Below are 26,878 nucleotides of genomic sequence, written 5' to 3'. Positions count from 1 at the left end.
ACATGTCTGTCGAGTTGCGTCACGTGCGCTGTTTTCTGAGCGTTGCCCGGCATCTGCATTTCGCGCGTGCGGCGGAAGAGCTCGGCATCGCGCCGCCCGCGCTCACCAGGCAGATTCAGGAAGCCGAGCGGCTGCTCGGCGTGCGGCTGTTTCATCGGACGAAACGATCGGTCGCGCTGACGGCGGCCGGCGAAGCCTATCTCGGCGACGCCGTCGGCGCGCTCGATCATCTCGCGCGCGGCGCCGAGCGGGCGGCGCTGGCGGAGCGCGGCGAACTGGGGAAGATCGTCATCGGCTATGTCGGGTCAGCGGTCTACTCCGGCGTGCTGCAGGCGACCGTGCGCGGCTTTCGGGCGCGCTATCCGCTCGTCGAGATCGGCATCGAGGAAATCGTAATGCGCGAGGCCGGCGCGCTGTTGATGGAAGGGCGCGTCGATATCGCCTACGTGCGGCCGCCGGTGCCGTACCCGGAAGGCGTCGAGGCGCGCACCGTGCATCGCGATGCGTTCATTGTCGCGTTGCCGGCCGATTCGCCGCTGGCGGCGTCGCGCGTCATTACGCCGGCGCAGTTGCGCGATCAGTCGTTCGTCGCGCCCGAGCAGGAATCCGGCACGCTCGAAGTGGCGCGGCGCGGGCGCTTCAAGGCGCGGGTCGTCGCGCAGCCGGGCACGCTCGCGGACGTGCTCGCGCATGTATCGCTGGGCGGCGATGTCGCCGTCGTGCCGCGCTCGCTCGCGCAGTGCGTGACGGTGCCGGGCGTGGAGTATCGGGAGATCGCGGGGAAAGCGGTGCCCTCGGAAGTGGCGATGATGTACCGGCGGTTCGAGCGGGCGGCGGCGGTCAAGGCCTATCTGGATTTCGTGGCTTCATGATCGAAGCACGCGCTGCGCGATCGGTTCGAATCCCGCGCGATGCGCCTTCGCCAGCGCCGATGCCTTGTCATGCAACGCCGCGCGATCCATTGCCAGCGCTTCGCGCATGGCCGCGTGTATCGCCGTGATCGGCACGAGGCCCGGCGCATCCGCGATCTCCCATGTCGACGTGTATGCGTGCTGCTTGCAAGCGTCCGCGTCCGCGTGCTGAAAATTCACGCGCGGCAAGCCGTACGCCATCGCGACGATCCGGCCATGCAGGCTCGTGCCCGCGAAACCTTTGCTCTTCGCGATCAGTGCGCAGATATCCCAGACGTTGAGCGACTCGAAGATCGTCACGGCCGGGTGGCGCATGCGTGCGGCCATGCGCGCGTAGACGGCGATGTCGTCGTGCCACGGCGCCGCGCCCGCGCGAAACAGCACGATGCCGAGGCCGGTCGTCTTGCCGAGCCGATCCAGTTGATGCGCGATCTGCGTGAGCGTGGCGTCATCGCCGAAATCCGCGCTGAACTGCACCGCCAGGTAGCCGCGAGGAAACGCGTCGCGTGCATCCGAATGCGTCCGGATGCGCTCGTCGAAGAGCTCGGCGACCAACGATACCGGGTCGGGGACGAGTTGCGCGTCGATGCCCGCGCGCTTCAACGTGGCCTGCGTTGGCGCGTCTCTCACGCTGATGTGGTCGCCCGATCGGAGTTTGCCGAGCACTTCCTCGCGCAACGCGGCTTCGCGGGCGTCGAGCGTTGCGCCGCCGATCGCGTTGAAGCAGATCGACGTAGCCCGCGAAAACGTCTCGCGGCCGATGACATACGGCGCGCGCGCATCCGTTCCGAGTTCGGTGCGCGCCCAGGCGTTGCGGTCTTCGGCGCGCGAACCGTATCGGGCGATGCGTATGCGCGCTTCCTCGGGCGTCGTCAGCATCACAGCTGCTTCCCATGCGTCGCACGTCAGCAGCTCGCCGCCCGCGTGAATCAGCGCAACCGGTTCGTCGCGCCAGCACTGCGCCAGTTGCGAAAGCGCGGCGACATCATGACCGCCGTGCGCGCGCAGGTCTCGCTGCCCGCATCCGGCGAACACCGGCTCGACTTCCGGACGACGCTGCGCAAGCAGCCGCGCGACGACATGCGCGAACAGCATGTCGCCGAAGTTGTGTCGATCGAATGCGCCGAAGATGATGGTCCGCGGCTTCGACAAGGAAAGAGCGTCAGGCAATTGGCCTCCTTTCAAACGATGCCGCCGTCGCGAAAAACGCGCCCTCGCAATGCTCTAATTCTCGCCGGTCAAGCTTCCCTCACACACTGCGGGACAAGAGGGAAGATGAAGATCGAACCGACGCCCATTGCGGCCGCATCGCTGATGGCCGGAAACGCCGAACGCGATGCATCCTCCGAAGAAGCGAGCGACGACGCAATCGCCTCTTCGACCTCGGATCGGACGATGTCTTGTTGGTTTCCGCTCGCGTTCCAAGTGTCGCGTTGCCATGAAACGCATCGTAAAGCGGCTGAACGAGCGCGGAATGATGACCCGCGGCGCGCTTGACCTGCATGATTGAAGCGCTTATACAGAACTCTCACCGCTCGCGACCGGAGTCCTGAATGACAAGAAACGCGATTCCCATCGTGGTTTGCGCCGTCGCACTCGCTGCGTGTTCGACCAACGGCGCCAATACCGCGCCACCGCCCGGCACCGCGACCACGACGCTGCCCTCCGGTGGCGTCTACAAGGGCGCGCTCAAGGGCAGCACTGCCGAAGCCACACTGCTCACGCTCTTCGACGGCACCGCGTATCTCTTCTACGGCGGCGCGGGCGGCACGGGGCTCGCGGGCGTCGCGGTCGCGAAGAACGGCGCGCAGTCGAGCGACGGGCGGTTTACCAGCGATTCGGCATTCGACTATCGCGTCGGCAAGGCGGGCGCATTGCCCGTCGTGTTCAACGTCGATTTCGCGCACGCGCCGGCCGTCGATGGAACCGTCGCGAACAAGGACGGCAGCGCGGATCTCGCGTTCTCCGGCAAAGCCGCGACGATCCTCGACATCGCGCCGAGCCGCGCCAATCTGGGCGGCCTCTACAGCGGGCGCGGCATGGCGCTCGGCGGAACGACGCAAACGCGCATCACGGTCGCGGGTGACGGCTATCTGGCCGGCACGACGACATCCGGCTGCATCTTCAAGGGCACGGCCGCGCCGCACGAAGGCGCGAACGCATACGACGTCTCGGTGACGTTCGGCCCCGCGCCCTGCCCGCTTCCCGATGTGACCGTGACCGGTAACGCGGTGCTCGACGGCGCGCGCCTCCTCGTGGCGCTGCCGAGCCCGAATCGCTCCGACGTGTTTCTCTTCGACGGCCGGAAATAGCTTCCGCCTGGCGCGGAGCGCGACCCCGAAAATTAGTCGTCCAGTGTTTATATAAGCGTTTTCTGTCCTAAGATTCTTTTTCACTGCAGGCAGCGTCGCGGCGTTCGCGTCCGGTTGCTTTCCGGGCTGCGCGCTTCGGCGAAAGTTGTCGTGTGTTGTTCGGTGCATGTCAGAAGAGTCTTGCTTTGAATGGAACCGGAGCGCGGCGCCGAACCGCGGGACCGGTCGACAACAAACAGGAGACAACCAGATGAACGCAACACTCAAGCTTTTGCCGTTGGCCGTCGGTGCAATGTTCGCCTGCCTGCCGTATGCGAACGCTGCGCAGGACAACGTCAACGCGCTGTCGAACTTTCGTCAGACCGGCAACGCCACGCCGGCGGAAACCGTCCCGCAAGCCGGCCAGACCGCCGACGCGCTGCGCAAGAACCTCGAGCAAATCAAACTGCCGCAGGGCTTCAAGATCGAGCTGTACGCCGTGGTGCCGGAAGCCCGCGCGATGGCGATCGAGCCTTCCACAGGCGTGGTATTCGTCGGCACGCGCAAGAATCGCGTGTGGCAGGTGACCGACCGGACCAAGCAGCGCGTCGCGAGCGACGTCGTGCAGTTCGCATCGTCAGTGACGTTCAAGGTGCCCAACGGCGTGTGCTTCTCGCCCGACGGCGTGCTCTACGTGGTCGAACAGAATCGCGTGCTCGGCTTTCCGGCCGCGCAGTTCTTCGGTGAAGGCGGACCGGATGTCGCGGCGGCCGTCGTCGTGCCGCAGGGCAAGCTGATCCCGACGCAGTTCGAGAGCTTCAATCACGGCGCGCGCTATTGCCGCATCGGGCCGGACAAGAAGCTGTACATCGCGCTCGGCCAGCCGTGGAACGTGCCGCCCAAGGACAAGCTCGCGGAACTGGATCGCAACGGGCTCGCCGGCATCATCCGTCTGGATCAGGACGGCAAGAACCGCGAAGTGTACGTGCACGGCGCGCGCAATTCGGTTGGCTTCGACTTCAATCAGAAGGACAAGACGCTCTGGTTCACCGATAACCAGGTCGACGGCATGGGCGACGACACCCCGCCCGGCGAGCTGAATCGCGCGACCAAGGGCGGCGAGAATTTCGGCTTCCCGTGGTACGGCGGCGGCAAGGTGCGCACGGTCGAGTACAAGGACCAGAATCCGCCGGCGGGCCTCGTGTTCCCGCAGGTCGAATTTGCTGCGCACGCCGCCGATCTCGGCATGTCGTTCTATAACGGCAAGATGTTCCCGCAGAAGTATCAGGGCGGCATCTTCGATGCGGAGCATGGCTCGTGGAACCGCACGAAACCGGTCGGCGCGCGCCTCATGTTCATCCCGGTCAAGGACGACGGCACCGCGGGCGAGGCGGAAGTCTTCGCGGAAGGCTGGCTCACGTCGAGCGGCGAGTACATGGGCCGTCCGGCCGATGTGCAGATGCTGCAGGACGGGTCGCTCCTAGTCTCCGACGACTATGCGGGCGCGATCTACCGCATCTCGTATACGGGGGCGAAATGAAGATTGGGGTGACGGCGGCGATGTTTGCGGGCGTGCTTGCGGCGATGTCACACGCCGCGTTCGCTGCCGGCGACGTAAAGGCCGGGCGCGCGAAGGCGTCGGCGTGCGCGGCGTGTCACGGCATCGACGGCATGTCGAAGCTGCCGGAGGCGCCCAATCTCGCCGGGCAGACGGAGGAGTATCTCGTGAAGGCGCTCAACGATTTCCGTTCGGGCGAGCGCAAGAACGAGATGATGTCGATGATGGCGAAGACCTTGTCGGACGCGGATATCGCCAATCTGGCCGCGTACTACCACAGCCTCGGCAAGCCATGACGTGGACAAGGTGTTGCAAATTTGCTGCGGTGCAGACCCGATTGCGATTTTTTTGATTTTAGGTATTGACGCGGAGGCTTAAGGGTTTATACTTACACCTGTCTCCTCCATGTCTCAACCGATGTGGATTCAAGCCCGCTCAATGAAGCGGGCTTTTTTTTGCCCCGTATTTCCTGCGCTAGCCGGTGTGGCCACGCCGCGCGTCCAGCGCCTCGCGCGAACGTTCCAGTTCGTCCGCGATCAGCTTCTCGTCGGGCAGCACCGTCTGATATTCGGCTGCCAGAATCTTGTTCGGCAGGTTGTCCAGCGCGTAGCGCGCCTCGGCACTGCCCTTTCCCGCACACAGGATCAGCCCGACCGGCGGGTTTTCGCCCGGCTTCGTCCAGTGCTCGCGCGCGTAGTTCAGATAGAGATGCATCTGGCCTGCGTCGGCGTAGCTGAATCGGCCGACTTTCAAATCGATGACGACGAGACACTTCAGCCGTCGATGGAAAAACAGCAGATCGACGCGAAACCACGTGTCGTCGATGCGCAGCCGTCTCTGTCGTCCGACGAACGCGAAATCGTCGCCGAGTTCGAGCAGGAAATCCGCGAGGCGCCGGATCAGCGCGTCCTCCAGATCCGACTCGGAATATTCGTCCTTGATGTCGAGGAATTCGAGGACGAACGGGTCCTTGATCGCTTCCTCGGGCGTGATTGTGTCGTCGGGAGCGCGCTCGGCGGCCTTTTCCAGCAGCGCCGCCTTGTTTCGCGACAGCGCGAGCCGCTCGAAGAGCTGGCTGTTCACTTGCCGGTCGAGCTGGCGGACCGACCAGCCCTCGCGCAACGCTTCGCTCTCGTAAAAGGCGCGCGCCGCGTCGCTTTTCACGGAGAGCAGGCGCACGTAGGCCGACCACGGTAGTGCGAAGCGGGCAGCGAGCGCGGCGAGACGTACGTCGGCGTTGGGGGACGGCAAGGAAGGCGCGGATTCTCCAGACGCCGTCTGGAGCGTTTGCGAAGCCGTCGCCGATTTTCCAGACGCCGTCTGGAAAATCCGCTCCGGCGGCCATTGCTGATAGAACGCGCGCATATTGGCGAGGTTCGCCTTGCCGAATCCTCTGCCGAAACGGCTCGTCAGATCAGTGGCCAGCCGCGCGATGAGCGTCTCCCCGTAAGCCGCCCGATGCGCGCCGCCCTGCTCCGATTCGACGATCCGCCGCCCGATTTCCCAGTACGAAGCCGTCATGATCGCGTTGACGCTCCGTGCGGCGGCGCGCCGCGCACTCTCGAGCACCTCCACGATGCCCGAACGGAATTTGTCGTAGTCGTTGGCGGAAATCTCTTGCTTGGTCATCCGTCGAAGGTCTCCGTGCGGTGCGGCCCGTCGGGCGCGCATCAGCGCTCGAATATAGCGGAATTCGCCTCCCCGTCGAGGCGCGGCATCCGCACGGAGCTTCGATCTCGTCGATTGTGTGGTCTCCCGACGCGCCCCTCGCGCAAGGCTTGGGGTTACCTTCCGAGGCTCTTCGGCCTCGATCCAGATGTTGTCCACAGTTTCCGTGCACAAGCCTGTGGATATCGTTTCGGCTATCGCCGCAATTCATTGATTCGACAACACTTACATCCGACGCCCAGCGACGCGCCCCGTCGCGCCAGCCGTCTCAGTCGCCGTTCGGCATGCAGGACGCGAGTATCGCGTCGATGCGATTCATCTCGATGCTGAAAATCGACTGCGGCGCGGTGGCGTTCAACTCGTCCGCGGCGGAGCGCGGCAGCGCCATCGCAATGGTGGCCGTCGCGAGCAGCGCGACAACCACTGACAGGAACCAGGAAAAGACGACCATCGCCAACCTCGTCAAGAAGAAAGTCTCTCTGAATCGGCGCGCGTGAACGTCAGCGCGTGATGTGAAGAGTAGGCCTGCGCGATGGTCCGCACAGCCCTCCGGACGGGGGGACTTGAAGGAGGGTAACTACGGGCGCAGGCGCGGCGCGGGCGTGGTCGGGACGTCCTGTGCGAGCGCCGCGGCTTCTTGCGCACCGATGGCGCGGAGATAGCCTTCGCGTTCACGCAGACGACGCCAATATTCGGCGATCGACGGCGCGAAGCCATCGCTCAGATCCAGAAGTTCCGCGAGCATGAGCGCGTAGCCGACGGAAATGTCCGCCGCCGTGAAGCGCCCCGCGCACAGATACGGCTGCGCCGCCAGAAGCGGCGCGAGCGTGCGCAGGCGCGCATGAAACCACCGCGCGTAATCATCGACGATCTGCGGCTGCAGACGCTCCGGCGGCTCCAGATGCGCGTAACGCAGCACGAGCGTCTGCGGAAAAGTGAGCGTCGCTTCGCCGAAGTGCAGGAAGTTGAGATAGCGGCCGAAATCCGCCTCGTGCGGCGCAACGTCGAGCGCGCCCGGCGAGTAGCGCGCCGCGAGATACTGGCAGATCGCCGACGATTCGGTCATGAAGAGCGCGTCTTCCTCGAACGCCGGAATCGTGCCGAGCGGATTCACGTCCTTGAAGCCGCGAGCGAACACGCGCGGCGGAAACGGCAACATCTTCAGTTCGTACGGCACGCCGATTTCCTCCAGCGCCCAGAGCGGCCGGAACGAGCGTGCGCTCACGCAGTGATGCAGTGTAATCACGTCGACAGGCTCCGCTCAGCCGAGCCACGAAGGCTTGCGCTTTTCGAGGAAACTGCGCACGCCCTCGCGCCCTTCGTCCGATGCGCGGATGCGCGCGATGCGCTCGGCGGTCTCGCCAATCAATGCTTCGTCGATATCCTTGCCCGCAAAATCCGCGACGAGCCGCTTGCATTCGCGCACGCCGTTCGGGCTGTTCGCGGCGATGCTGGCAGCGATCGCATCGACGCACGCGTCGAGCTGATCGGCGGCGACGGCTTCATGCACGAAGTTGAGACGCAGTGCTTCGGCGGCATCGAAACGCTCCGCCGTCACGAAGTACCGATGCGCCGCGCGCGCGCCCATTGCGCGGATCACGTAGGGCGCGATCGTCGCGGGCATCAGGCCGAGCTTCGCTTCGGAGAGGCAGAAATGCGCCGTATCCGCCGCGACCGCGATATCGCACACGGCGACGAGGCCCATGCCGCCCGCGTAGGCGTCGCCCTGCACGCGCGCGATCACCGGCTTCCCGCATGCGTAGATCGTGTTCAGCATGGTCGCAAGGCCGAGCGCATCGGCGCGGTTTTCCGCTTCCGAATAGCCCGCCATGCGCTTCATCCAGTTGAGATCCGCGCCCGCGCAGAACGCCGGGCCACTCGCGGCGAGGATGATGACGCGCACGTTGGCGTCGTCATCGAGCGCGCGGAAGGCGGCGGTCAACTCGACGATGGTCGCGTCGTCGAACGCGTTGCGCACGTCGGGTCGATCGAGCGTCACGCGCGCAATGTGTCCTTCGATGCCGAGCTTCAGGCGTTGCAGATTCGATGCGTCGGTCACGATGCCGTCTCCCTCATATGTTCGAATTGAGCGCTACTCAACTTATTTTGCTGTCGTTCGGTATTCATCGTTCAGTGTCTTCAAAAACGCGCACAAGGTCAACCCAATTCTTTGAGCGAGACTCACAAACACATCGACTCGCATTCTTCCGACGAGACTCATGATCGACATGTGACAGAGCGAGCATGCGCCGACGTAATATACTCGTATATATTACGGTGCTCGCCGAACCGTACGGCCACACGCTCGCGGCCTCCAACGTGCCGCTCAAAGTCGATCCATAACCAGAATGTCAACTCGATTCATGGAGCCTTACGTGAAGATTCGTATTTTGCGCGCTTTGCTGTCCGCCTTCGTTGCGTTCGCCGGGGGCGCGGCCGCAACTTCAGCGCTGGCGGGTGAAGTGCAGGTCGCGGTCGCAGCCAACTTCACGGCGCCCGTGCAGGCGATCGCCGCCAGCTTCGAGAAGGATACGGGCAACAAGGTCGTGGCATCGTTCGGCGCGACGGGCCAGTTTTACGCGCAGATCAAGAACGGCGCACCGTTCGAAGTGTTCCTCGCCGCCGACGATTCCACCCCCGCCAAGCTCGACAGCGAAGGCGCGACGGTGCCCGGCAGCCGCTTCACGTACGCGACGGGCGCGCTCGCGCTGTGGTCCGCGAGTAACGGCTACGTCGACGACAAGGGCTACGTGCTGAAGAAGAACGACTTCCGGCACATTGCCATCGCCAATCCGAAAGCCGCGCCTTACGGCCTCGCCGGCTATCAGACGCTCGACAAGCTCGGCCTGACCGCGGAGATCAAGCCGAAGGTCGTCGAAGGTCAGAACATTTCGCAAACGCAGCAATTCGTCGCGACGGGCAACGCCGAACTCGGCTTCGTCGCGCTCTCGCAGATCTACAAGAACGGCAAGATCACGAGCGGCTCGGCGTGGATCGTGCCGCCTGACCTGCATGAGCCGATCAAGCAGGACGCCGTGATCCTGAACAAGGGCCGTGACAATCCCGTCGCGAAGCAGTTCATCGATTATCTGAAGGGCCCGAAAGCGGCCGCGGTGATCAAGTCCTACGGCTATCAACTGTAATTCCGTCGATGCCCCTCGATAGCACCGATCTCCAGGCCATCACGCTGACGCTCGAGCTGGCGTCGCTGACGACGGCACTCCTGCTCCTCGTCGGCACGCCGATCGGGTGGTGGCTCGCGCACACGCGCTCGAAGCTGAAGGGCATCGTCGGCGCGGTGGTGGCGCTGCCGCTCGTGCTGCCGCCGACCGTCATCGGCTTTTATCTGCTCGTGCTGATGGGCCCGAACGGCTATGTCGGCAGGCTGACGCAGGCGCTCGGCATCGGCTTGCTGCCGTTCACGTTCACCGGGCTCGTGATCGGCTCGGTGATCTATTCGTTGCCTTTCGTCGTGCAGCCTTTGCAGAACGCGTTCGAGGCAATCGGCCGTCGTCCGCTCGAAGCCGCCGCGACGCTGCGCGCCGGCCCGTGGGACACGTTCTTCACGGTGGCGCTGCCGCTCGCGCGACCGGGCATCGTCACGGCGACGATTCTCGGCTTTGCGCACACCGTCGGCGAATTCGGCGTCGTGCTGATGATCGGCGGCAACATTCCGGGACGCACGCGCGTCGTTTCCGTGCAGATCTTCGATCATGTCGAAGCGCTCGAATACGCCCAGGCGCACTGGCTCGCCGGCGGCATGGTGATATTCTCGTTCGTCGTTCTTCTAGTGCTTTATTCCAGCCGACGTTCCGTGGCGGCTCATGTCTGAACTCACGTCCTCCCTTCTCGCGCCCGCCCGCGCGCATCGCGGCTCCGACGAGGCTATCGCGGCGCGCTTTCTCGTCGAGTACGAGGGCTTCACGTTCGATCTCGATCTCACGTTGCCCGGGCGCGGCGTCACCGCGATCTTCGGCCATTCCGGTTCCGGCAAGACCACGCTCTTGCGATGCCTCGCGGGACTCGCGCGACCGCGCGTCGGGCGGCTCGTCGTCAATGGCGAAGTGTGGCTCGATACCGAACGCAACATCTTTCTGCCGACGCACAAGCGGCCGCTCGGCTATGTCTTTCAGGAAGCGAGCCTCTTTCCACATCTGAGCGTGCAAAAGAACCTGCGCTTCGGGCTCGATCGCGTGCGGTCGGCCGCGCGGGGCGTGGATCTGTCGCAGGCGGCGGAACTGCTCGGCATCGGGCATTTGCTGGAGCGCATGCCCGCCGGCTTGTCGGGCGGCGAGCGGCAGCGCGTGGGCATCGCGCGGGCGCTGCTGACGAGCCCGCGTCTGCTTCTGCTCGATGAACCGCTCGCGTCGCTCGATCAGAAGCGCAAGCTCGAAATCCTGCCGTATCTGGAACGTCTGCACGACGAGCTGGATATCCCCGTGCTCTATGTGAGCCATGCGCCGGAAGAAGTCGCGCGCCTCGCGGATCATCTCGTGCTGCTCGAAGGCGGTCGCGCGCTGGCGAGCGGCCCCATCGCCGAGACGCTCGCGCGGCTCGACCTGCCGCTCGCAATCGCCGACGATGCATCGGTCGTGTTCGAAGGCATCGTCGAGGGATACGACAATGCATACGGCCTGCTCACGCTCGCGTTGCCTGGCTCTCGCGCCAAGCTCGCCGTCGTGCATGCGCCGATGGCCGAAGGCAAGTCGATGCGCGTGGCCGTGAAAGCGCGCGACGTGAGTCTCATCACCGGCACGCACGAGCACGAGCGCAGCAGCGTGCTCAATGTGCTGTCCGCGACGGTCGTCGGCATTGCGGGCGACGTCAATCCTTCGCAAGCCGTAGTGCGCCTCGATGTCGACGGCTCGCCGCTGCTCGCGCGCGTCACGCGCTATTCGATCGACCGGCTCGGCATCGTCGAAGGCATGCAGTTATGGGCCCAGGTCAAGGCGGTGTCGCTACTCGCCTGAGCGCGCCTTCAGCGCCGCGTATTGCAGGAGCATGATCGTTTTGCCGTCCATGATTTCGCCGCGCTCGATCATCTGCATGGCCGTTTGCAAGGGCACTTCGATCGTCTCGATCTCCTCGCCCTCTTCCTCGACGCCGCCGCCCTCCGATACGCGCATCGCGCTGTCGTAGTCGCCGATATAGAAGTAGAGCTTCTCCGTCACCGATCCGGGGCTCATGAACGCCTCGAAGATCTTTTCGACGTGATGCACCCGATAGCCCGTTTCCTCTTCCACTTCGGCGCGGATGCGCTCTTCGGGCGTTGCGTCGTCGAGCAGGCCGCCGGGCGATTCGATCAGCATGCCGTCATGTCCGTTGACGAACGCAGGCATGCGGAACTGGCGCGTCAGCAGCACGTTGCCGGTGTTGCGCTCGCGCAGCAGGATGGTCGCACCGTTGCCGCGGTCATAGGTTTCGCGGCTTTGACGCTGCCAGACGCCGTCGCGACGCTGAAAATCGAAGGTCACTTTTCTGAGGACGTACCAGTCGTCGGACAGCACTTCGGTTTTGAGGACGCGCACACGCGCTTTCGTTTCCATCGGATCACCTGTTCGACAATTCGTTGAACTCATGCTAACGTGCAACTTCGTGCAAAATCAAGAAATTTCGTGCAAGACAATGTTGACCAGCCAACGCAAGAAAGCGATCCTCGATGCCCTCGCGCGCGACGGGCAAGTGCTCGCCACGGAACTGAGCGCGCGATTCGGCATTTCCGAGGACACCGTCCGCCGCGATTTGCGCGAACTCGCCGCCGAAGGACTGCTGCAGCGCGTGCATGGCGGCGCGCTGCCCGCTTCGCCCGCGGTCGCGCCGTTCGCGCGGCGCGAGCAAATGGAGTCGGACGCGAAACGGCGCATCGCGAAGAAGGCGGCGGAGATGATCGCGCCGGGGCAGGTCGTGATCGTCGATGGCGGCACGACGTCAGCGCTGCTCGTGCGTCAACTTCCCGGGAATCTGCGCGCGACGATCGTCACGCATAGCCCGAGCGTCGCGGTTGCGCTGGCGGAGCACGCATCGGTCGACGTCGTGCTGATCGGCGGCAAGCTCTACAAGCATTCGATCGTCACCGTCGGCGCGGCCGCTGTCGAAGCCATGTCGCACATCCATGCCGACATCTTTTTCATGGGTGTCACCGGCGTGCATCCGACAGCCGGGCTCACGACCGGCGATTTCGAGGAAGCGCACATCAAGCGTGCGCTGTCGGCGCGCGCGGCGGAAACCGTCGTGCTCGCGTCGGCGGCGAAGCTCAACGCGGCGTCGGCTTACAGGATCGGCGGAATCGAGCTCGCGCGGACGATCATCGTCGAAAAGGCAGCCGACACGAAGCTCACCGAGCCGTTCGAACAAGCCGGAATGACCGTGCTGCGCGCCTGAAATCACGACACTTTGTTACCGGGTAACGCGCCGAAAAATACGCGCCCGCTCGTGTAATTGAATTTCTCCAGCAACTGGAATAGCGTTGAAAGATGCGCCATGTCCGGTCAACAGCGGAGGTCGGATTTCCGTTATAGGCATCGACACCGCAAACAATTTTTCTGGAGAAGGTCGTGAATCGCCTCAAGGCTTTTATCGCGCTATCGCTGATTGCGAGCGCGGGCGTGACCGCCAACGCGTATGCCTGGTCACGCGTCGGCGTTTGGGTCGGCGGACCCGTGTATTACCCATACCCCATGGCACCCGCGCCGTACTACTACTATCCGCCGCCGCCCGTGGTCGTCCAGCCTTCCGCGCCGGTGCAATATGTCGAGCAGGGCCAGCCGGCCGCCGATCCGGGCGCGCCCGCCCAGCAAGCCGGCATGTGGTACTACTGCGACTCCGCGAAGGCTTACTACCCGTACGTGAAGCAATGTGCCGACGCATGGCGTCCGGTTCCGGCTACGCCGCCGCCGTCGAACTGACGCTTTTCGGCGCCCTGAAACACACAACGAAGCGAATTCGCAAGATTCCATGAACTACTCAAGGCTTGCCCTGCTCCTCGCGGCGATCGGTCTTTCGGCCTGTACCGTGATGCCCACCGGCCCTAGCGTGATGGCGCTCCCCGGCAGCACCAAGACGTTCGACCAGTTCCGCGCCGACGATTCCTCGTGCCGCCAGTTCGCCCTCAATCAGGTCGGCGGCGTGGATGCCAATCAGGCGGCGACCAACAGCGCGGTCGGCAGCGCGGTCGTCGGCACTGCGCTCGGCGCGGCGGCGGGCGCGGCGTTCGGCGGCGGCTCGGGCGCGGCCATCGGCGCGGGCGCGGGCTTGCTGACGGGCAGCGCGTTCGGCGTCGGCGCATCGCAGGCATCGGGTTACACCGTGCAGCAGCGCTACGATTACGCCTATCTGCAATGCATGTATGCCGCGGGCGACAAGGTGCCGGTGCGCGGCGCCACGCGCACCGTCCAGCCGTCCGGGGCGTACAGCACGACACCGCCGCCACCACCTCCGCCGCCGGGCTGGCAGCCACCGCCCGGAACGTACTGACAACGTCGTCAACGCCGCACGCGCCGGCCGTCGCCGCCGGCGTTCAGCGGCGCGTCGGGCACGAAGGCCGGCGCAACGAGCAGCCCCGTGACCCAGCCGATGTAAAACCGCAAGTCGCTCCAGAACTCCGATCGTTCATAAACGCGAAACGCCTGGACGTGTGCGAGCCATAGGACGAGTTGCAGCGCGCCGGTCAACACGAGCCAGGCGAGCGCGATCACACCGGTCGCGCGGGCGCAGCGCCTGAACGTCGACGCATCCCACTGTTCCCGCACGATAATGCATCCCGCGATCAGCACGCAGGTCGCCGGAATCACGCTCGTCACGAGCACGTGCGCGCTCCATCCGAATATCACGCCGGCGACGAAGGTGGCGATCACCGCCAGTGCCGCCACGGACCATGCGAGCCACGACGGCGCTCGCGCGGCCATCCACGCGAGCGTGATGAAAAACGGTGTGACCGCCCATTGCAGCGCCTGCCCGACGGCTCTCGCGAGGTTCTCGCTTGCGTGTTCGTTCGAATGGCTCGCCGCGACGTACACGGTGATTGCCTCATGCACGCAGACGGCGACGATCGCGAAGCTCAACGCCTCGCACGCGGCGAAGGCCGGCGATTTCTCCGCGTGCTCGTGCGCGTCGCCGAGACTGCGCACGCGTTCCAGAACGGGCTCGACGAAAAACGCGAGGATCGCGCCGATGAGGAGCGCGGCGGCGGCATCGATCAGGGAAAAATGGCCGAAGACAGAAAAGAGACCCTGCCACAGAAATTCGGGCGCGGCCGCGCACACGGCCACCCACAACGCGAAGAAGAACCCGTTCGAAGCACTTCTGAGCGGCATGGCCACCTCGATGCGTTTTTAGTGCTCTGGCAGCGGCGCGTCCTTCACACGGTCGATCAACGCCGCGCGCACGCGCTCGCGCAGGTCGGCGGGTAGCGAGAAACATTCGTAGGCGAGCGCCTGCGCGACGGTCACGACGCGCATTTCTTCGTAGCGGCGGCCGCTGCCGATCATCGCTTCGAATGCATTGGCGCGCTCGTTGATTTCGATCGGATCGGCATCGACGAGCAGGACGGCGTGCGCGAGCACCGCGTAAAGCGGCTGATCCGTGTCGCCGTGCGGCACGCGCCGCCAGTACTGCGCCGTGCCCGCGACCTTGCGCGCGTCGTCGCCGGGACCCCATGCGAGATTGAAGCGGCCGTCGCAGAACGAGCCTTCCACGGCCTGCCAGTGCGTCAGCACGCCGAGCGAGTTGAGCGCATTCGCGAGAATTCTGCACAGATGCAGGTAGACGGCTTCGGAGAGCGTGCCCATCGGCGCGCGCACCGGATACGCGAGGCTAAGATTGAGAATGCCCGGGCCTTGTGGCACCAGGCCGCCGCCCGACAGACGCAGCCACACGGGACAGCCGCGCTGTGCGAAAGCCTCGCGCGCATCGGCGAGCGCCGCGTAACGCTGATAGCTGCGCGGCACGACCAGCGAAACGGGCGCTTCCCAGACATGCGCGACAGCCTCGCCGGCGGCCGCGCGTGAGAGAAGCGCTTCCTCGGCGTCGAGCGGGTCGCCGGAAAGGGAAACGGGATCGATCAGTTGGAAGGGCATGGAATCGATGTCCGGGCGCGTCGCGAGCGACGCCATCCACGCATGGTAGCCAATAACCGCGAAAGACGAGCGCGCCCCGTCGGCGGCCTTCGCCGGCGGGGCGCGCGCGGCTCGTGGCGGATCAGCCGCCCTTCGCCACGTGCTCCTTCAGCAACGCATTGACTTCGTTCGCCTTCTCCATCTGGCTCATATGGCCGGCATCGTCGAAGATGCGCACGGTTGCGCCTTCCGGCGCCTGCTTCGCGTGCGCGGCCGGGATGATCTGGTCCTTTTCGCCCCAGATCACGAGCACCGGCTTGCCCGTCGCGGCCAGCTTGCCGCCCGGCTGCGCGCTCTGCCTGCCGCCCGCGAACAGCCCGCCGTTGAGCGATGTCAGCGCCTCGCTGACGCCATCGAGCCGCTTGTACTTCAGCAGATCGTCGAGCATCTGGCGGCTCACCAGCTCGGGGTTCGCGAACAGCAACTCCACGACCGGCTTCAGCTCGCGGCGCGATTCCGCCGTCACGAAGCCTTCGGTGTACGCGTTGTTCACTTCATCGCCGAAACCGGCAGGTGAAATGAGCGACACCGATTGCACACGCGCCGGCTGGTCGACGGCCATCTGCGCCGCGATCCCGCCGCCCATCGAGTGTCCGACGAGATGCGCGCGGTCGATCGACACCGCGTCCATGAACTTCCCGACGAAGCCCGCGAGATCCGCCAACGACGTTCCCGGCACTTTCGGCGTCGATTGCCCGTGCCCCGGCAGATCGAGCGCGAACACGCGATTCTTCTCCGCGAGCGCGTCGAGATTGAAGAGCCAGTTGTCGAGATCGCCGCCGAAGCCGTGAATGAACAGCACCGCGGGCCGGCTCGCGTCGTCGCCGCCGCGCGATGCGTAGCGCACGCGAATGCCGTCGACATCGACGAAGTGATACGCCGCGGCTTCTTCGCCCTCTTCCTCGTCTTCGGCGGGCGTCACGTACGACGACACATACGCGTCGATATCGGCGTCGCTCACATCCGGCGCCGCGAGCACGCCGAGCAGCGCCTTCACGGGCAGCGTATCGCCTGCCTCCGCCACTTTGCGCCGCAGCAAGCCGGCGTCGGGCGCTTCGACGGCATTGGCGATCTTGTCGGTTTCGACATCGAGAATCGGCATGCCGACGGTGATTTCCGTGCCCTCCTCCACGAGCCACTCGTTGACCGTGCCTTCCTTCATCGACAAGCCCCATTTGGGCATCACGATCGGTGTGATTGCGGACATCAGTGCTTTCCTCCCTTCATGGTTTTTCCTGCGGCGTCGGCGATCTGCGCGGCGCTCGGAATGTACAAATCTTCGAGCGTCGGCGAGAACGGCACCGGCGTATGCGGCGCGCAGACCATCTGGATGCCGGCCTTCAGCGCGCCGAACGCCTGCTGCGCGACCTGCGCGGAAATATCGGTGGCGATGTTGCAGCGCGGATTCGCTTCATCGACGACGACGAGCCGCCCCGTGTTCTCGACCGTCTCCAGCACCGTGTCGATATCGAGCGGCGACAGCGTGCGCAGATCGACGACTTCCGCTTCGATGCCTTCCTTCGCGAGCGTCGAGGCCGCTTCCAGCGCGCGATGCACCATCAGTCCATACGTGACGATGGAAACGTCCTTGCCGTCGCGCACGACGTTCGCCTCGCCGAACGGAATCGCGTACGAGTTCTCGGGCACTTCGCCTTCGAAACCGTAGAGGTTCTTGTGCTCGCAGAAGATGACGGGATCGTTGTCGCGAATTGCCTGGATCAACAGGCCCTTGGTGTCGTACGGCGTGCTCGGGCAGACGACTTTCAAGCCCGGAATGTGCGTGAACAGGGACGTCAGCATCTGGCTATGCTGAGCCGCCGCGCGAAAGCCCGCGCCGACCATCGCGCGAATCACGACGGGCGTTTCCGCCTTGCCGCCGAACATGTAGCGGAACTTGGCGGCCTGATTGAAGATCTGGTCGAAGCACACGCCCATGAAGTCGATGAACATCAGCTCCGCGACCGGGCGCATGCCGCACGCCGCCGCGCCGATCGCCGCGCCGACATACGCGGATTCCGACAGCGGCGTATCGAGCAGTCTGTCGCCGTGCTTCGCGTAAAGCCCCTTCGTCACGCCGAGCACCCCGCCCCACGCGTCTTTCTCGCCGTCCGCGCCTGCGCCGCCGACGATGTCCTCACCCAATACGATGACGCTCGGATCGCGCGTCATTTCCTGATCGATGGCTTCGTTGATCGCCATCTTCATGCTCAGTTTGCGGGCCATGATTGTCGTCTCCAGGATTCAGTATTTGACGTAGACATCGGTGAGCAGATCGGCGGCGGTCGGCAACGGCGCGTCCTTCGCTTCCTGCACCGCCCGGTCGATCAGCGCGGCGACTTCCTTGTCGATCGCGTCGAGTTCTCCGGGGGAAATCACATCGGCCTGCGTGACGGCGGCCGCGAACTTCTTCAGGCAATCCTTGTTCGAGCGGATATCGTCGAGCTCGCCCGGCGCGCGATAGGTCTGCGCATCACCTTCGAAGTGGCCGTAGAAACGGATCATCTTGCACTCGAGCAGCGCCGGCCCGCCGCCTTCGCGCGCGCGCTTGATCACTTCGCCCGCCGCCTCGTACACCGCGAAGAAATCCGTTCCGTCGACGGTCACGCCCGGAATGCCGAAGCCCGCCGCACGATCCACATAACTGTCGACCGCCGTGCCGTAATCGCGCGCCGTGGACTCCGCATAGCCGTTGTTCTCGATCACGAAGATCACCGGCAGATTCCACACGGCCGCGAGGTTCAGGCTTTCGAGAAACGTGCCCTGGTTGGACGCACCGTCGCCGGCGAAGGTGATGCCCACTTCTCCCTTGCCGCGAAACTTCGCCGCGAGCGCCGCGCCGCAGATCAAGGGCGCGCCCGCGCCGAGGATGCCGTTGGCGCCCATCATCCCTTTCGACAAATCGGCGATATGCATCGAGCCGCCCTTGCCGTTGCATGAACCGCCCTTCTTGCCGTAGATCTCCTTCATCATCGCGACCGGATCGACGCCTTTCGCGATGCAGTGCCCGTGTCCGCGGTGCGTGCTCGCAATGCGGTCGCCGTCGTTCAGATGGGTCATGATGCCGACGCCCGCCGCTTCCTCGCCCGCGTACAGGTGCACGAAACCGGGAATGTCGCCGCGTCCGAAATCGACGTGCAGGCGTTCCTCGAAATCGCGAATCGTGCGCATCTTGCGATACGCGCCCAGCAGTTCTTCCTTAGAGAGCGGCAAGCCGCCCGCGTGCTGTTGCGACGCTGTCATGTCTGTCTCCTTCGTTGGGGTGGTCTAGCGGGTATTGCTTTTGAGCTGACGCATCAGCCCGGATGCCGCCGCGTAACGCATGCACGCGGCGACATCGATGCTGCGAAAGGCGTTTTCCCGGAGCGTGACGGTCACTTCGTCGCCGGGGCCGAAGGCGAGTTCGCGTTCGCCGTCCAGCGCGACGATGCCCGAGCGCTGCTTCACGCGATGCGGCACACCGTCGGCCAGGCGCGTCCAGTTCGCGATCGGCACGGCTTCGATGAGACCCGGCGCGATCGGCGCGTGCAGATCGAACTCGCCCTGACCCGGCGCCGCGAGTTCGATGGCGACGCCGCCCGGATCGTGCCGCCCGAGCGGTTCGAGCAGACCCGCGATCGCCGACATGCCGATCGCCTGCGGATCGGCGTAAGAGACGTAGACGGCGGCGAGCGTGTCGATCTTCCACAGCGCCCGCGCGCCGATGAAATGCTCGTGCGAGATGACAGCATCCACGAGCGCGATATCGCGGCGCACGCCGCCTTTCGAATCGCGTATCTCGATGTCGAGCCGCTTGTTCGACGCGAGCGCTTCGCTCGATGGAACGCGGCCCGTCGCATACAGCCCGGCCGCGAGTCCCGAGATGGTCGGCTCGCGCATTTCCGGATACGCGTTGTTCGTGCCCGTCGAAAGCCCCGCGATCGGCACTTGTCCGCACTCGCGCACGACGGCGCGATGCGTGCCGTCGCCACCGAGCACGATGAGCGCATCGACGCCGGCCTCGCGCATCGTGCGTGCGGCGCGAAAGGTGTCGTCGACACGCGCGGTCACGGGCATGCCGAGAAATTCGACCTTGGCGAGCGATGCATCCGGGCCGTGCTTGCGCGCGAGATGGCGCTCGAGCATGACCTTCAGGCCTTCGCGGTCGGGCATCATCAGCACGCGTGCGACGCCGCACGACGCAAGCGACGAGAGCAGCCGCAAGACGATATTCACGCGATCCGCGAGTTGCAGGCTGTTCGCGTTCGCGATGACGCGCCGGATGTCGCGCGCCGAAACAGGATTGGCGATGATGCCGACGAGCGGCGTTGCGCTCTCACGCATGCCTTGTCTCCGCTTTGTGTTTTGTGCGGCGGATAAAGGCAAGCGCCATGCCAATCGGACAGGCGTTTTCAGGCGTGAAAAAGCGAGGGATTACCCGCGAAAAACGGGCGTTTCAGAGGGCGTACGGAGCGCCGCCGTGACAGGTGTCACAGCGGCAGGTGTATCGACGGGGGTACAGGCGTATCGGCTCAGTGCCCGTTCGCGTCGCGCTGATTCGGCGAGCGGATGCCGTAGCGCGCCATGCGCCGATACAGCGTCATGCGGCTCACGCCGATCTGCCGCGCGACCGCGCTCAGGTTCCAGCTCGCGGCGCGCAGATACTGCATCAGCAGCATGCCTTCCGGCGGCAGCCGATGCGGGTCGAAGTCCTCGATGACGCGCGGCGGCGGCTCGACCGGCGCGGCCGCGCCCGCGAATCCTTCCGGCAGGTCTTCCACGTCGATCAGACCATCCGAGCACACCGCGCGCGCATAACGCAGCACGTTGCAGAGCTCGCGCAGATTCCCCGGCCATGCATGCCGGTGCAGGCGCTCGCGCGCCGCGGGCGACAGCGTGACCGCGCCTTCGAGGAATTTGTCGACGAGCCAGTCGAGATCGCTTCGCTCGCGCAGCGGCGGCAGCGTGAAGCGCGCCCCGTTCAGGCGGTAGTACAGGTCTTCACGGAAACGCCCGTCCTGCATGAGCGCGTCGAGCGAATGATGCGTCGCGGAAATGACGCGCACATCGACCGATACGGGCCGCGACGCGCCGATCGCGAGCACTTCGCCTTCGGCCAGCACGCGCAGCAGACGCGATTGCAGGTCGCGCGGCATGTCGCCGATTTCGTCGAGAAAGAGCGTGCCGCCGTCCGCTTCCTGGATGAGCCCGCGCTTGCCCTTCGCGCCCGCGCCGGAGAAGCTGTTCGGAAGATGCCCGAACAGCTCGCTCTCGATGAGCGTCTCCGGAATCGCCGCGCAATTCACTGCGACGAACGGCCCCGCGCGACGCGCGCTCGCGCGATGCAGCGCCTTCGCGAAGAACTCCTTCCCGCTGCCGGTTTCGCCGTTGATGAGCAGATTGATCGGCGAATCGACGAGCTTCGCGGCGCGTTCCAGCTGTCGCGTGAGCGCGGGGTCGCCGCCGCTCAGCGCGGCCAGCGGCGCGGGCACGTCGATGTTGCGCCGTGCAGTCGCGTGCGCGGCCGGCGTAAAGCACGGCGCAGGCGGCATCACGCTCAGGTAGAGCAGCGCGCCCGATTTCGCGAGCGGCACCGCGCGCAGCTCGCTCGGCCGCGAATACACGAAGCGGCCGAGCTCTTCGATGCGCGTATCGAAGAGCGTATCGAACGGCATGCCGATCAGCGACGCCGCCGCTTCTCCGGGCGCGATCGGCCGGCCAATCTCGGCTGCGAGCATCGCGTGGGCGCGGCGATTGTGTCCGACGATGCGCCCGCTCGCATCGAGCGCGATCAGATATTCGGGATCGACATCGACGAATTCGGGCGCCGTGTTCAGCTTCAGGATCCAGTCCTGCCGGTGCGTGCGCAGGAAGTTCGCGTTCTCGATATGCCCCGCGTAGATGCGCACGAGTTGCAGCGCGAGATTCTGGCTGTCGCGCGCTTGCGGCGACGTGAGCGCGGAGATATCGAGGATTGCGGCAAGCGCCCCGCGCGAATCGTAGAGCGGCGCGGCGGTGCATGTCAGCGGGATGTGCGTCGCGTCGAAATGATCGACCTGATGCACGGTGAGCGCCTGGCCCGTCGTGAGCGCGGTGCCCACCGCGCACGTGCCCGCGCCGGCTTCGCTCCATTCCGCGCCGAGATAGAGGCCCGCGCGGCGCAGCGCGAAATCGGTGTTCGAGTCGCCGATGTAATCGACCGTCACGCCGAGCGCATCGGTCAGGAGCACGACGTAGCCCATGCCCGCGACCTGCTCGTAAAGCGTCTCGAGACCGTGACGCGCGATGCGCGCGAAATCGTCGATGCGCTGCTGATGTTCGCGCAGGCGCGTCTGCGGCAGGATGCGCGCTTCCTGCATGCGCGACGGATCGAGCCCGTACTGATGCACGCAACGCCGCCACGAAGACTGAATGATGTTCTCGTGCGTGCGCACCAGCGCGGGGGCGGACACGACCTGTTCCGCCCACGTCGTCGCTGCGACGACTGCCTCGATGTGCTCGCGTTGCCGCATGTCCATCGCGCTCTCCTTGTCTCCTTGAGTGAGGCATTTATCGGCGCCTGGCAGCGCGCTTTCGTTTTGATCGCCTCCCGGAATGCTTTCATTCTTCGCTGGTGCAAACGCGGGAGAAACCGATTCGCACGAGCGTGTGTCAGGCCATATGATGCTCGAATCGGCAGAAGGCGTCATGCGGCGATAGCGCTGCGCTGCAACATAAACGCATGCTGATAACCCGGCGCATCAAAACGAAAAGACAGGAGACGACGGATGGCAAAGATCGCCTATGAAGACTTCGAGCGACAGATCGTGCAGCATCACATCATCAAGGGCAACGTGTATGAGAACGGCGCGGCGCTCGTCGAGCGCGCGAACAGGTGGATCGCGGAGAACGGAATCGACGTGCTGAACGTCGAGAGTCTCTCGACGTTCGGCGCCGGCGACGATACCAGCGTGAGCCACTGGTACTCGGGCATTCGCGTCTGGTATCGGACTGCGTAGACGACTTAACCGCGGCCGACGAACGGCATCTTGGTCGCCATCACGGTGTGAAACAGCACGTTGGCTTCGAGCGGCAGATTCGCCATGTACAGCACCGACTGGCCGACGATCTTCACGTCCATCATCGGCTCGACGGCGATCTCGCCGTTCGCCTGCGGCACGCCGCGCGACATGCGCTCGGACAGCTCGGTGTATGCGTTGCCGACGTCGATCTGTCCGACCGCGATGTCGTACTTGCGGCCGTCGAGCGATGCGGTTTTCGTGAGGCCCTGCACCGCGTGCTTCGTCGCCGTGTAGGCCGCCGAGTTCGGGCGCGGCGCGCTCGCGGAAATGGAGCCGTTGTTGATGATGCGGCCGCCCATTGGCATTTGCGCCTTCATCGTGCGGAACGCCTGCTGCAGGCAAAAGAACATGCCGTTCAGATTGATGTCCACGACATTGCGCCATTGCTCCGGCGTCCAGTCCTCGAACGGTCCGGGCGGATTCGTCACGCCGGCGTTGTTGAACAACAGATCGACGCGGCCGAAGTGCTCGACCGCCGCCTTGAAGAGCTTTTCGACCGATTGCGGATCGGAGACGTCGGTGGGTACGGCGAGCGCGCGGGCGCCGGCGTTCGATTCGCCGATCACCGCATCGAGCGGCGCGGGACGCCTTCCCGCCAGCACGACCGACCAGCCGTCGCCGAGCAGCGCGAGCGCGGCCGCGCGCCCGATGCCGCTACCCGCTCCGGTGACGATGGCGATTCGTTGAGACTGGTTGGCTGCGTCGGACATGTTGGCGTTCTCCTGTTGTTATGCGCGCGACACATGCGCGCGCCGAAATCGGGAGAACATTATCGCGATGAATCAGCGATTGCGCGATGCTTCCGTCGTGACCGGGCCCGCTGTCGTCGTGTTATGCACGCCGCTGCCGTCGCAAAAAACGGCGGTCATCAGCATCGGCACGACCTGTTTCACGACGGCCGTGCTGCCCGATTCGCGCACTTTCGCCTCGACCGTCTCCGCCGCGGCGAGCACCACGACGCCGTATGCGGAGTCGTTGATCGGCTGGCCGCTGCCGCGCTTGAACATGTCGTCGCCCTGCTCGTAGCCCAGCACGGCGTAGACGCGAAAGCCGTATGCGGTGAGCTCGCTGCCCTGCGTCGGCTTGAATGCATTCACGGAATTCGCTTCGACGCGCATGGGGCGCGCATCGATGGACTTGTTGGCGACAAGCGGCGCGATGAACCTGTGCGCACTGGATTTGCAGTCGAGCTGGCTTTCGAGAGGCGTCGCATCGCACAGGCTGGGCAGCAGTCCCCCGACCACGGCAGCGAATGCGGTGAGCGTTGCGAGAGGAGCGGTTTTCATGGCAGCGGTAACCAACGGTTCGTAAAGTTCCGACATTGATGCTCGGGCATCCGCATCGATGCAATAAGCGAGCCAGCAAATCGGCCCGCACTTCGCGCACACGCTGTAGTGTTCCCGCAAGGGCTTGGTTTCTTCTTTGTTGGCTGGCTTCTTGACCCGGGCGCTTCGCGCAATCCTCGTGCTCGTCCGGCAGCGATTTCTACAAGCGTGTAGTGGAGGTACACACAGACTCTGCGCTTCGACAGGCCGCGTCTGTACGAGATCCCTCAATCTTTGTCTTTCGATGCGTCCGCCCGATGACACGCCGCACAGCCGCGGTGCGGAACACGGAAATCGGCGAAATGGTTATATTCGCGGTTCGACTTTTGAGGACGTTACATGACCGCACTCTCCGATTTTCCCATCACCCGCAAATGGCCCGCTCAGCACCCGGAGCGCATCCAGCTCTACTCGCTGCCGACGCCCAACGGCGTGAAAGTCTCGATCATGCTGGAGGAAACCGGCCTGCCCTACGAGCCGCATCTCGTGCGCTTCGACAAGAACGATCAGATGTCGGAGGAATTTATATCGCTCAATCCGAACAACAAGATTCCCGCAATCATCGACCCGAACGGGCCGAACGGCGAACCCATGCCGTTGTTCGAATCCGGCGCGATTCTCATCTATCTCGCGGCGAAGAGCGGCCAGTTGATGCCCGACGACCTGGCGAAACGTTATGAGACGCTGCAATGGCTGATGTTCCAGATGGGCGGCATCGGCCCGATGTTCGGGCAAGTCGGCTTCTTCCATAAGTTTGCAGGGAAGGAATACGAGGACAAGCGGCCGCGTGCGCGTTACGTCGCGGAATCGAAGCGGCTGCTCGCGGTGCTCGACAAGCGGCTCGACGGCCGCGACTGGATCATGGGCGACGAATACAGCATCGCCGATATTTCGATGTTCCCGTGGGTGCGTAATCTGATCGGCTTTTATGAGGCGCGCGAACTCGTCGATTTTCATGAGTTCAAGAACGTCGAGCGTGTGCTTGAAGCATTTCTGGCGCGACCTGCCGTGAAGCGCGGGCTGGAGATTCCGAAGCGCGATTGATCATCGCGTGCCCGCGCCGGGCGCGCGGGCATCCGCCCCTTTGTTGGTAACGCGCACGCAAACGTATGCGGCGCGCGCAGGAGACGGTTGTCACATGAACGTCTTGCACGACCGGTAGATTGCGCTCTCCGAAAATGTCTGATGATTGGCCGATCGCGGCGCGTTATGCCGCGCTCAAGGCCTCCGGACTTCCCCGCGCACCTCTCTCGTCTACCGAAGAACATGTCAAAGCTCACCGTCAAGGCGCGCCTCGCGATCGTCACGAGCGCGGTCGCGGCCGTGCTCGTCACCGTCGGCGGCGTCGGATTATTCGGCGTCCAGCAAGGCAATGCCGCGCTGCGTCACGTCTACGAAGGCCGCGCGCAGGCGCTGCAAACCATCTCGACCATCGACGAGATCATCACGCAAAGCCAGTTCGCGATCAGCGACGCGGTGCTCGATCCATCGGCGCAGAAAACGCAAGCCGTGGTCGCGTCGACGCAGCAGCGCATTGCGAACGTCGATGCCCTGCTCGGCCGCTATCTGCGCTATCCGCTCGATGCAACCGAGGCGCCGCGCGCAAAACGGCTCGCCAGCGACTGGGCGACGTTGCGCGACAAGGGATTTCGTCCGACGACCGACCTGCTCGCCGCGAACAATTTGTCCGAAGCGCAGTGGATCGTGACGCAGCAGATCGAACCGCAGGCCGCGCGCGTCAAGAAGGAAAGCACCGAGCTGCGCGCGTTTCAGCTCACCGCCGCGCAGCAGGAATACGACGACGCGCAGCGCGTGAGTCGCCTCGTGCAGTGGACGGTCGGCGCGTGCATCGCTATTGGCGTGGCGCTCGTCGGCGGGCTGTGCCTTTCGATGGCGCGCACGCTCGTGCGTCAACTCGGCGGCGAGCCGGAGCTTGCGGCGAGCGTCGCCCGGCGGGTGTCGAAGGGCGATTTGCTGACGGACGTGCCCGTCGCGCCGGGCGACACGCAAAGCCTGATGCACGCGATGAGCCTGATGCGCAGCCAACTCGCGTCGATGGTCGGCGACATCAAGCGCTCGACGGACACCATCGGCATCGCAACTGCGGACATCACCGAGGGCAATCACGCGCTGTCGGCGCGCACGGAAGAGCATGCGGCGAGCTTGCAGCAGACGTCGGCGAGCATGGAGCAGATCGCGGCGACCGTGCGCACGAACGCCGAACACGCGAACCGCGCACGCGAACTCGCGAAGGAAGCGTCGGCGCGCGCAAAGGACGGCGAGCGCGCCGTCGCCGATGCAATCGCGCGCATGACCGATCTGTCCTCACGGTCGGCGCAAATCGGGCACATCACGAGCGTCATCGAATCCATTGCATTCCAGACCAATTTGCTCGCGCTGAATGCCGCAGTGGAAGCGGCGCGCGCCGGATCGCTGGGGCGCGGTTTCGCGGTCGTGGCGGAGGAAGTGCGTGCGCTCGCGCGGCGTTCGTCGACTGCGGCGAAGGAGATTTCGCAACTGACGCGGGAGGTAAACGCTCACGTCGAATCGAGCGGCGCGACGGTCATGCGCGCAGGCGCGACGCTCGCCGATTTGCTCGATTCCGTCGACGGCGTGTCCGCGCTGGTCGAAGCAATCGCCACGGCATCGCGCGAGCAAAGCAGCGGCATCGACGAAGTGAATGACGCGGTATCGCAGATGGATCGGCTGATGCAGAAGAACGCCGCGCTCGTGAACGAAGCGTCGACATCGGCGTTATCGCTCGATGCACAGGCGCGCGAGCTCAGGCAGACTGTGCGGGCGTTCCAGGTCTAGCGGATTTATTCGCGATCGACATGATTTTTTTAACCGGTTCAGAATGGGAGACGAAGAAGCGCGAATTTCGTTCGCCGGCTGAAATGCGTTACGCATCAGGAGGTTGATCCGGCGATGCTCAGGATATCCACATGCTTGTCCAGCCAAACTGTGGACAAGCG

Annotated in this window: 29 protein-coding genes; 14 read left to right on the top strand and 15 right to left on the bottom strand. The window is 64.7% G+C overall.

From position 1 onward, the window contains the following. Positions 1–2: 2 nt before the first annotated feature. A complete protein-coding gene (locus tag NCT32_RS24630; RefSeq protein ID WP_061116159.1) occupies positions 3–872 on the top strand; it encodes a LysR family transcriptional regulator in 870 nt (289 codons plus the stop codon). Here NCT32_RS24630 and NCT32_RS24625 read toward each other — a convergent pair. After that, positions 867–2,081 carry a polysaccharide pyruvyl transferase family protein gene (locus NCT32_RS24625; RefSeq protein ID WP_250477767.1) on the bottom strand — a complete coding sequence of 405 codons (1,215 nt, stop codon included), beginning with the start codon at positions 2,079–2,081 and terminating at the stop codon, positions 867–869. The genes NCT32_RS24630 and NCT32_RS24625 overlap by 6 nt on opposite strands. Before the next feature lie 105 nt (positions 2,082–2,186). Here NCT32_RS24625 and NCT32_RS24620 point away from each other — a divergent pair, with 105 nt between their 5' ends. The 4 genes from NCT32_RS24620 (at position 2,187) to NCT32_RS24605 (ending at position 5,056) form a co-directional block, all read left to right on the top strand. Further along, positions 2,187–2,408: a hypothetical protein gene (locus NCT32_RS24620; protein WP_061116158.1), complete on the top strand. Its 222-nt coding sequence runs from the start codon at positions 2,187–2,189 to the stop codon at positions 2,406–2,408. Between the two features lie 56 nt (positions 2,409–2,464). Further along, positions 2,465–3,223, top strand: a complete 759-nt coding sequence (locus tag NCT32_RS24615) for a hypothetical protein (protein ID WP_061116157.1) — start codon at positions 2,465–2,467, stop codon at positions 3,221–3,223. Positions 3,224–3,473: 250 nt separating this feature from the next. Next, complete coding sequence (locus NCT32_RS24610) at positions 3,474–4,742, top strand: sorbosone dehydrogenase family protein (protein WP_061116156.1); 1,269 nt, start codon at positions 3,474–3,476, stop codon at positions 4,740–4,742. Continuing rightward, a complete protein-coding gene (locus tag NCT32_RS24605; RefSeq protein ID WP_086960685.1) occupies positions 4,739–5,056 on the top strand; it encodes a cytochrome c in 318 nt (105 codons plus the stop codon). Before NCT32_RS24610 ends, NCT32_RS24605 begins: the two co-directional genes overlap by 4 nt. 178 nt (positions 5,057–5,234) lie before the next feature. Here NCT32_RS24605 and NCT32_RS24600 read toward each other — a convergent pair whose 3' ends face one another. The 4 genes from NCT32_RS24600 to NCT32_RS24585 all read right to left on the bottom strand — a co-directional run bounded on the left by NCT32_RS24600 (position 5,235) and on the right by NCT32_RS24585 (position 8,487). Further along, entirely contained in the window at positions 5,235–6,389 is a 1,155-nt protein-coding gene (locus NCT32_RS24600) for a YhcG family protein (RefSeq protein ID WP_061116155.1), read from the bottom strand. 307 nt (positions 6,390–6,696) lie between these two features. Next, on the bottom strand, positions 6,697–6,879 hold the full coding sequence (locus NCT32_RS24595; protein ID WP_061116154.1) for a hypothetical protein: 183 nt from the start codon (positions 6,877–6,879) through the stop codon (positions 6,697–6,699). A 126-nt stretch (positions 6,880–7,005) separates the two neighbouring features. Beyond that, positions 7,006–7,674, bottom strand: a complete 669-nt coding sequence (locus NCT32_RS24590; RefSeq protein WP_061116153.1) for a glutathione S-transferase family protein — start codon at positions 7,672–7,674, stop codon at positions 7,006–7,008. Positions 7,675–7,689: 15 nt separating this feature from the next. Further along, on the bottom strand, positions 7,690–8,487 hold the full coding sequence (locus NCT32_RS24585; protein ID WP_250477764.1) for an enoyl-CoA hydratase/isomerase family protein: 798 nt from the start codon (positions 8,485–8,487) through the stop codon (positions 7,690–7,692). A 316-nt stretch (positions 8,488–8,803) separates the two neighbouring features. Here NCT32_RS24585 and modA point away from each other — a divergent pair, with 316 nt between their 5' ends. The 3 genes from modA to modC are packed head-to-tail and all read left to right on the top strand — an operon-like array spanning position 8,804 to position 11,398. After that, entirely contained in the window at positions 8,804–9,571 is a 768-nt protein-coding gene (modA, locus tag NCT32_RS24580) for a molybdate ABC transporter substrate-binding protein (RefSeq protein WP_409241440.1), read from the top strand. An 8-nt stretch (positions 9,572–9,579) separates the two neighbouring features. Further along, positions 9,580–10,260 carry a molybdate ABC transporter permease subunit gene (gene modB, locus NCT32_RS24575; RefSeq protein ID WP_061116152.1) on the top strand — a complete coding sequence of 227 codons (681 nt, stop codon included), beginning with the start codon at positions 9,580–9,582 and terminating at the stop codon, positions 10,258–10,260. Continuing rightward, complete coding sequence (gene modC, locus NCT32_RS24570) at positions 10,253–11,398, top strand: molybdenum ABC transporter ATP-binding protein (protein WP_061116151.1); 1,146 nt, start codon at positions 10,253–10,255, stop codon at positions 11,396–11,398. Before modB ends, modC begins: the two co-directional genes overlap by 8 nt. On the opposite strand, the gene NCT32_RS24565 is transcribed toward modC, so the two are convergent. Further along, positions 11,387–11,974, bottom strand: coding sequence for an NUDIX domain-containing protein (locus tag NCT32_RS24565; RefSeq protein ID WP_061116150.1), 588 nt, complete (start codon positions 11,972–11,974; stop codon positions 11,387–11,389). The genes modC and NCT32_RS24565 overlap by 12 nt on opposite strands. Positions 11,975–12,005: 31 nt before the next feature. Between NCT32_RS24565 and NCT32_RS24560 the strand changes: the two genes are divergently transcribed. The 3 genes from NCT32_RS24560 (at position 12,006) to NCT32_RS24550 (ending at position 13,901) form a co-directional block, all read left to right on the top strand. Next, positions 12,006–12,809 (top strand): DeoR/GlpR family DNA-binding transcription regulator, encoded by an 804-nt coding sequence (locus tag NCT32_RS24560; protein WP_061116149.1) that lies wholly within the window; start codon positions 12,006–12,008, stop codon positions 12,807–12,809. A 173-nt stretch (positions 12,810–12,982) separates the two neighbouring features. Beyond that, positions 12,983–13,333 (top strand): hypothetical protein, encoded by a 351-nt coding sequence (locus NCT32_RS24555; RefSeq protein WP_061116148.1) that lies wholly within the window; start codon positions 12,983–12,985, stop codon positions 13,331–13,333. Between the two features lie 49 nt (positions 13,334–13,382). Continuing rightward, complete coding sequence (locus NCT32_RS24550; protein WP_061116147.1) at positions 13,383–13,901, top strand: YMGG-like glycine zipper-containing protein; 519 nt, start codon at positions 13,383–13,385, stop codon at positions 13,899–13,901. An 8-nt stretch (positions 13,902–13,909) separates the two neighbouring features. On the opposite strand, the gene NCT32_RS24545 is transcribed toward NCT32_RS24550, so the two are convergent. The 7 genes from NCT32_RS24545 to NCT32_RS24515 form a co-directional block, all read right to left on the bottom strand. Next, positions 13,910–14,740, bottom strand: a complete 831-nt coding sequence (locus NCT32_RS24545) for a hypothetical protein (protein ID WP_086960683.1) — start codon at positions 14,738–14,740, stop codon at positions 13,910–13,912. An 18-nt stretch (positions 14,741–14,758) separates the two neighbouring features. Then, entirely contained in the window at positions 14,759–15,502 is a 744-nt protein-coding gene (locus NCT32_RS24540; RefSeq protein WP_061116494.1) for a lipoyl protein ligase domain-containing protein, read from the bottom strand. A gap of 121 nt (positions 15,503–15,623) precedes the next feature. Beyond that, positions 15,624–16,748 (bottom strand): acetoin dehydrogenase dihydrolipoyllysine-residue acetyltransferase subunit, encoded by a 1,125-nt coding sequence (locus NCT32_RS24535; protein WP_061116145.1) that lies wholly within the window; start codon positions 16,746–16,748, stop codon positions 15,624–15,626. Then, positions 16,748–17,764, bottom strand: coding sequence for an alpha-ketoacid dehydrogenase subunit beta (locus tag NCT32_RS24530; RefSeq protein ID WP_250490605.1), 1,017 nt, complete (start codon positions 17,762–17,764; stop codon positions 16,748–16,750). The genes NCT32_RS24535 and NCT32_RS24530 overlap by 1 nt, the downstream gene beginning before the upstream one ends. Before the next feature lie 18 nt (positions 17,765–17,782). Continuing rightward, positions 17,783–18,781 (bottom strand): thiamine pyrophosphate-dependent dehydrogenase E1 component subunit alpha, encoded by a 999-nt coding sequence (locus NCT32_RS24525; protein WP_061116143.1) that lies wholly within the window; start codon positions 18,779–18,781, stop codon positions 17,783–17,785. 24 nt (positions 18,782–18,805) lie between these two features. Continuing rightward, positions 18,806–19,861 carry an ATP-NAD kinase family protein gene (locus NCT32_RS24520; protein ID WP_250477763.1) on the bottom strand — a complete coding sequence of 352 codons (1,056 nt, stop codon included), beginning with the start codon at positions 19,859–19,861 and terminating at the stop codon, positions 18,806–18,808. Positions 19,862–20,049: 188 nt separating this feature from the next. Further along, positions 20,050–22,035, bottom strand: a complete 1,986-nt coding sequence (locus tag NCT32_RS24515) for a sigma-54-dependent Fis family transcriptional regulator (protein ID WP_061116493.1) — start codon at positions 22,033–22,035, stop codon at positions 20,050–20,052. Between the two features lie 249 nt (positions 22,036–22,284). Here NCT32_RS24515 and NCT32_RS24510 point away from each other — a divergent pair, with 249 nt between their 5' ends. Continuing rightward, complete coding sequence (locus NCT32_RS24510) at positions 22,285–22,515, top strand: hypothetical protein (RefSeq protein WP_061116141.1); 231 nt, start codon at positions 22,285–22,287, stop codon at positions 22,513–22,515. A gap of 5 nt (positions 22,516–22,520) precedes the next feature. Here the strand turns inward: NCT32_RS24510 and NCT32_RS24505 are convergent, their stop codons facing one another. Both NCT32_RS24505 and NCT32_RS24500 read right to left on the bottom strand, forming a co-directional pair. Beyond that, complete coding sequence (locus NCT32_RS24505; RefSeq protein ID WP_061116140.1) at positions 22,521–23,288, bottom strand: SDR family oxidoreductase; 768 nt, start codon at positions 23,286–23,288, stop codon at positions 22,521–22,523. Positions 23,289–23,360: 72 nt separating this feature from the next. After that, positions 23,361–23,864 carry a hypothetical protein gene (locus NCT32_RS24500; RefSeq protein ID WP_061116492.1) on the bottom strand — a complete coding sequence of 168 codons (504 nt, stop codon included), beginning with the start codon at positions 23,862–23,864 and terminating at the stop codon, positions 23,361–23,363. 378 nt (positions 23,865–24,242) lie between these two features. Between NCT32_RS24500 and NCT32_RS24495 the strand changes: the two genes are divergently transcribed. Both NCT32_RS24495 and NCT32_RS24490 read left to right on the top strand, forming a co-directional pair. Further along, positions 24,243–24,947: a glutathione S-transferase N-terminal domain-containing protein gene (locus NCT32_RS24495; RefSeq protein WP_061116139.1), complete on the top strand. Its 705-nt coding sequence runs from the start codon at positions 24,243–24,245 to the stop codon at positions 24,945–24,947. 222 nt (positions 24,948–25,169) lie between these two features. Beyond that, positions 25,170–26,717, top strand: a complete 1,548-nt coding sequence (locus NCT32_RS24490) for a methyl-accepting chemotaxis protein (protein WP_061116138.1) — start codon at positions 25,170–25,172, stop codon at positions 26,715–26,717. The last annotated feature ends 161 nt before the right edge of the window (positions 26,718–26,878 follow it).

This window comes from Caballeronia sp. INML2 (assembly GCF_023631365.1).
Taxonomy (GTDB): Bacteria; Pseudomonadota; Gammaproteobacteria; order Burkholderiales; family Burkholderiaceae; genus Caballeronia; species Caballeronia turbans.
This window is presented reverse-complemented; position numbering and strand designations above follow the sequence as displayed.

Excerpts from the sequence above, each read along its gene's own strand:
- NCT32_RS24525 (WP_061116143.1), bottom strand. The coding sequence starts at position 18,781 with ATGACAGCGTCGCAACAGCACGCGGGCGGCTTGCCGCTCTCTAAGGAA.
- NCT32_RS24610 (WP_061116156.1), top strand. The coding sequence starts at position 3,474 with ATGAACGCAACACTCAAGCTTTTGCCGTTGGCCGTCGGTGCAATGTTC.
- NCT32_RS24535 (WP_061116145.1), bottom strand. The coding sequence starts at position 16,748 with ATGTCCGCAATCACACCGATCGTGATGCCCAAATGGGGCTTGTCGATG.
- NCT32_RS24505 (WP_061116140.1), bottom strand. The coding sequence starts at position 23,288 with ATGTCCGACGCAGCCAACCAGTCTCAACGAATCGCCATCGTCACCGGA.
- modC (WP_061116151.1), top strand. The coding sequence starts at position 10,253 with ATGTCTGAACTCACGTCCTCCCTTCTCGCGCCCGCCCGCGCGCATCGC.
- NCT32_RS24495 (WP_061116139.1), top strand. The coding sequence starts at position 24,243 with ATGACCGCACTCTCCGATTTTCCCATCACCCGCAAATGGCCCGCTCAG.
- NCT32_RS24530 (WP_250490605.1), bottom strand. The coding sequence starts at position 17,764 with ATGGCCCGCAAACTGAGCATGAAGATGGCGATCAACGAAGCCATCGAT.
- NCT32_RS24605 (WP_086960685.1), top strand. The coding sequence starts at position 4,739 with ATGAAGATTGGGGTGACGGCGGCGATGTTTGCGGGCGTGCTTGCGGCG.
- NCT32_RS24540 (WP_061116494.1), bottom strand. The coding sequence starts at position 15,502 with ATGCCCTTCCAACTGATCGATCCCGTTTCCCTTTCCGGCGACCCGCTC.
- NCT32_RS24630 (WP_061116159.1), top strand. The coding sequence starts at position 3 with ATGTCTGTCGAGTTGCGTCACGTGCGCTGTTTTCTGAGCGTTGCCCGG.
- NCT32_RS24545 (WP_086960683.1), bottom strand. The coding sequence starts at position 14,740 with ATGCCGCTCAGAAGTGCTTCGAACGGGTTCTTCTTCGCGTTGTGGGTG.
- NCT32_RS24500 (WP_061116492.1), bottom strand. The coding sequence starts at position 23,864 with ATGAAAACCGCTCCTCTCGCAACGCTCACCGCATTCGCTGCCGTGGTC.
- NCT32_RS24515 (WP_061116493.1), bottom strand. The coding sequence starts at position 22,035 with ATGGACATGCGGCAACGCGAGCACATCGAGGCAGTCGTCGCAGCGACG.
- NCT32_RS24615 (WP_061116157.1), top strand. The coding sequence starts at position 2,465 with ATGACAAGAAACGCGATTCCCATCGTGGTTTGCGCCGTCGCACTCGCT.
- modB (WP_061116152.1), top strand. The coding sequence starts at position 9,580 with ATGCCCCTCGATAGCACCGATCTCCAGGCCATCACGCTGACGCTCGAG.
- NCT32_RS24600 (WP_061116155.1), bottom strand. The coding sequence starts at position 6,389 with ATGACCAAGCAAGAGATTTCCGCCAACGACTACGACAAATTCCGTTCG.
- NCT32_RS24490 (WP_061116138.1), top strand. The coding sequence starts at position 25,170 with ATGTCAAAGCTCACCGTCAAGGCGCGCCTCGCGATCGTCACGAGCGCG.
- NCT32_RS24620 (WP_061116158.1), top strand. The coding sequence starts at position 2,187 with ATGAAGATCGAACCGACGCCCATTGCGGCCGCATCGCTGATGGCCGGA.
- NCT32_RS24520 (WP_250477763.1), bottom strand. The coding sequence starts at position 19,861 with ATGCGTGAGAGCGCAACGCCGCTCGTCGGCATCATCGCCAATCCTGTT.
- NCT32_RS24595 (WP_061116154.1), bottom strand. The coding sequence starts at position 6,879 with ATGGTCGTCTTTTCCTGGTTCCTGTCAGTGGTTGTCGCGCTGCTCGCG.
- NCT32_RS24560 (WP_061116149.1), top strand. The coding sequence starts at position 12,006 with ATGCTAACGTGCAACTTCGTGCAAAATCAAGAAATTTCGTGCAAGACA.
- NCT32_RS24565 (WP_061116150.1), bottom strand. The coding sequence starts at position 11,974 with ATGGAAACGAAAGCGCGTGTGCGCGTCCTCAAAACCGAAGTGCTGTCC.
- NCT32_RS24510 (WP_061116141.1), top strand. The coding sequence starts at position 22,285 with ATGGCAAAGATCGCCTATGAAGACTTCGAGCGACAGATCGTGCAGCAT.
- NCT32_RS24550 (WP_061116147.1), top strand. The coding sequence starts at position 13,383 with ATGAACTACTCAAGGCTTGCCCTGCTCCTCGCGGCGATCGGTCTTTCG.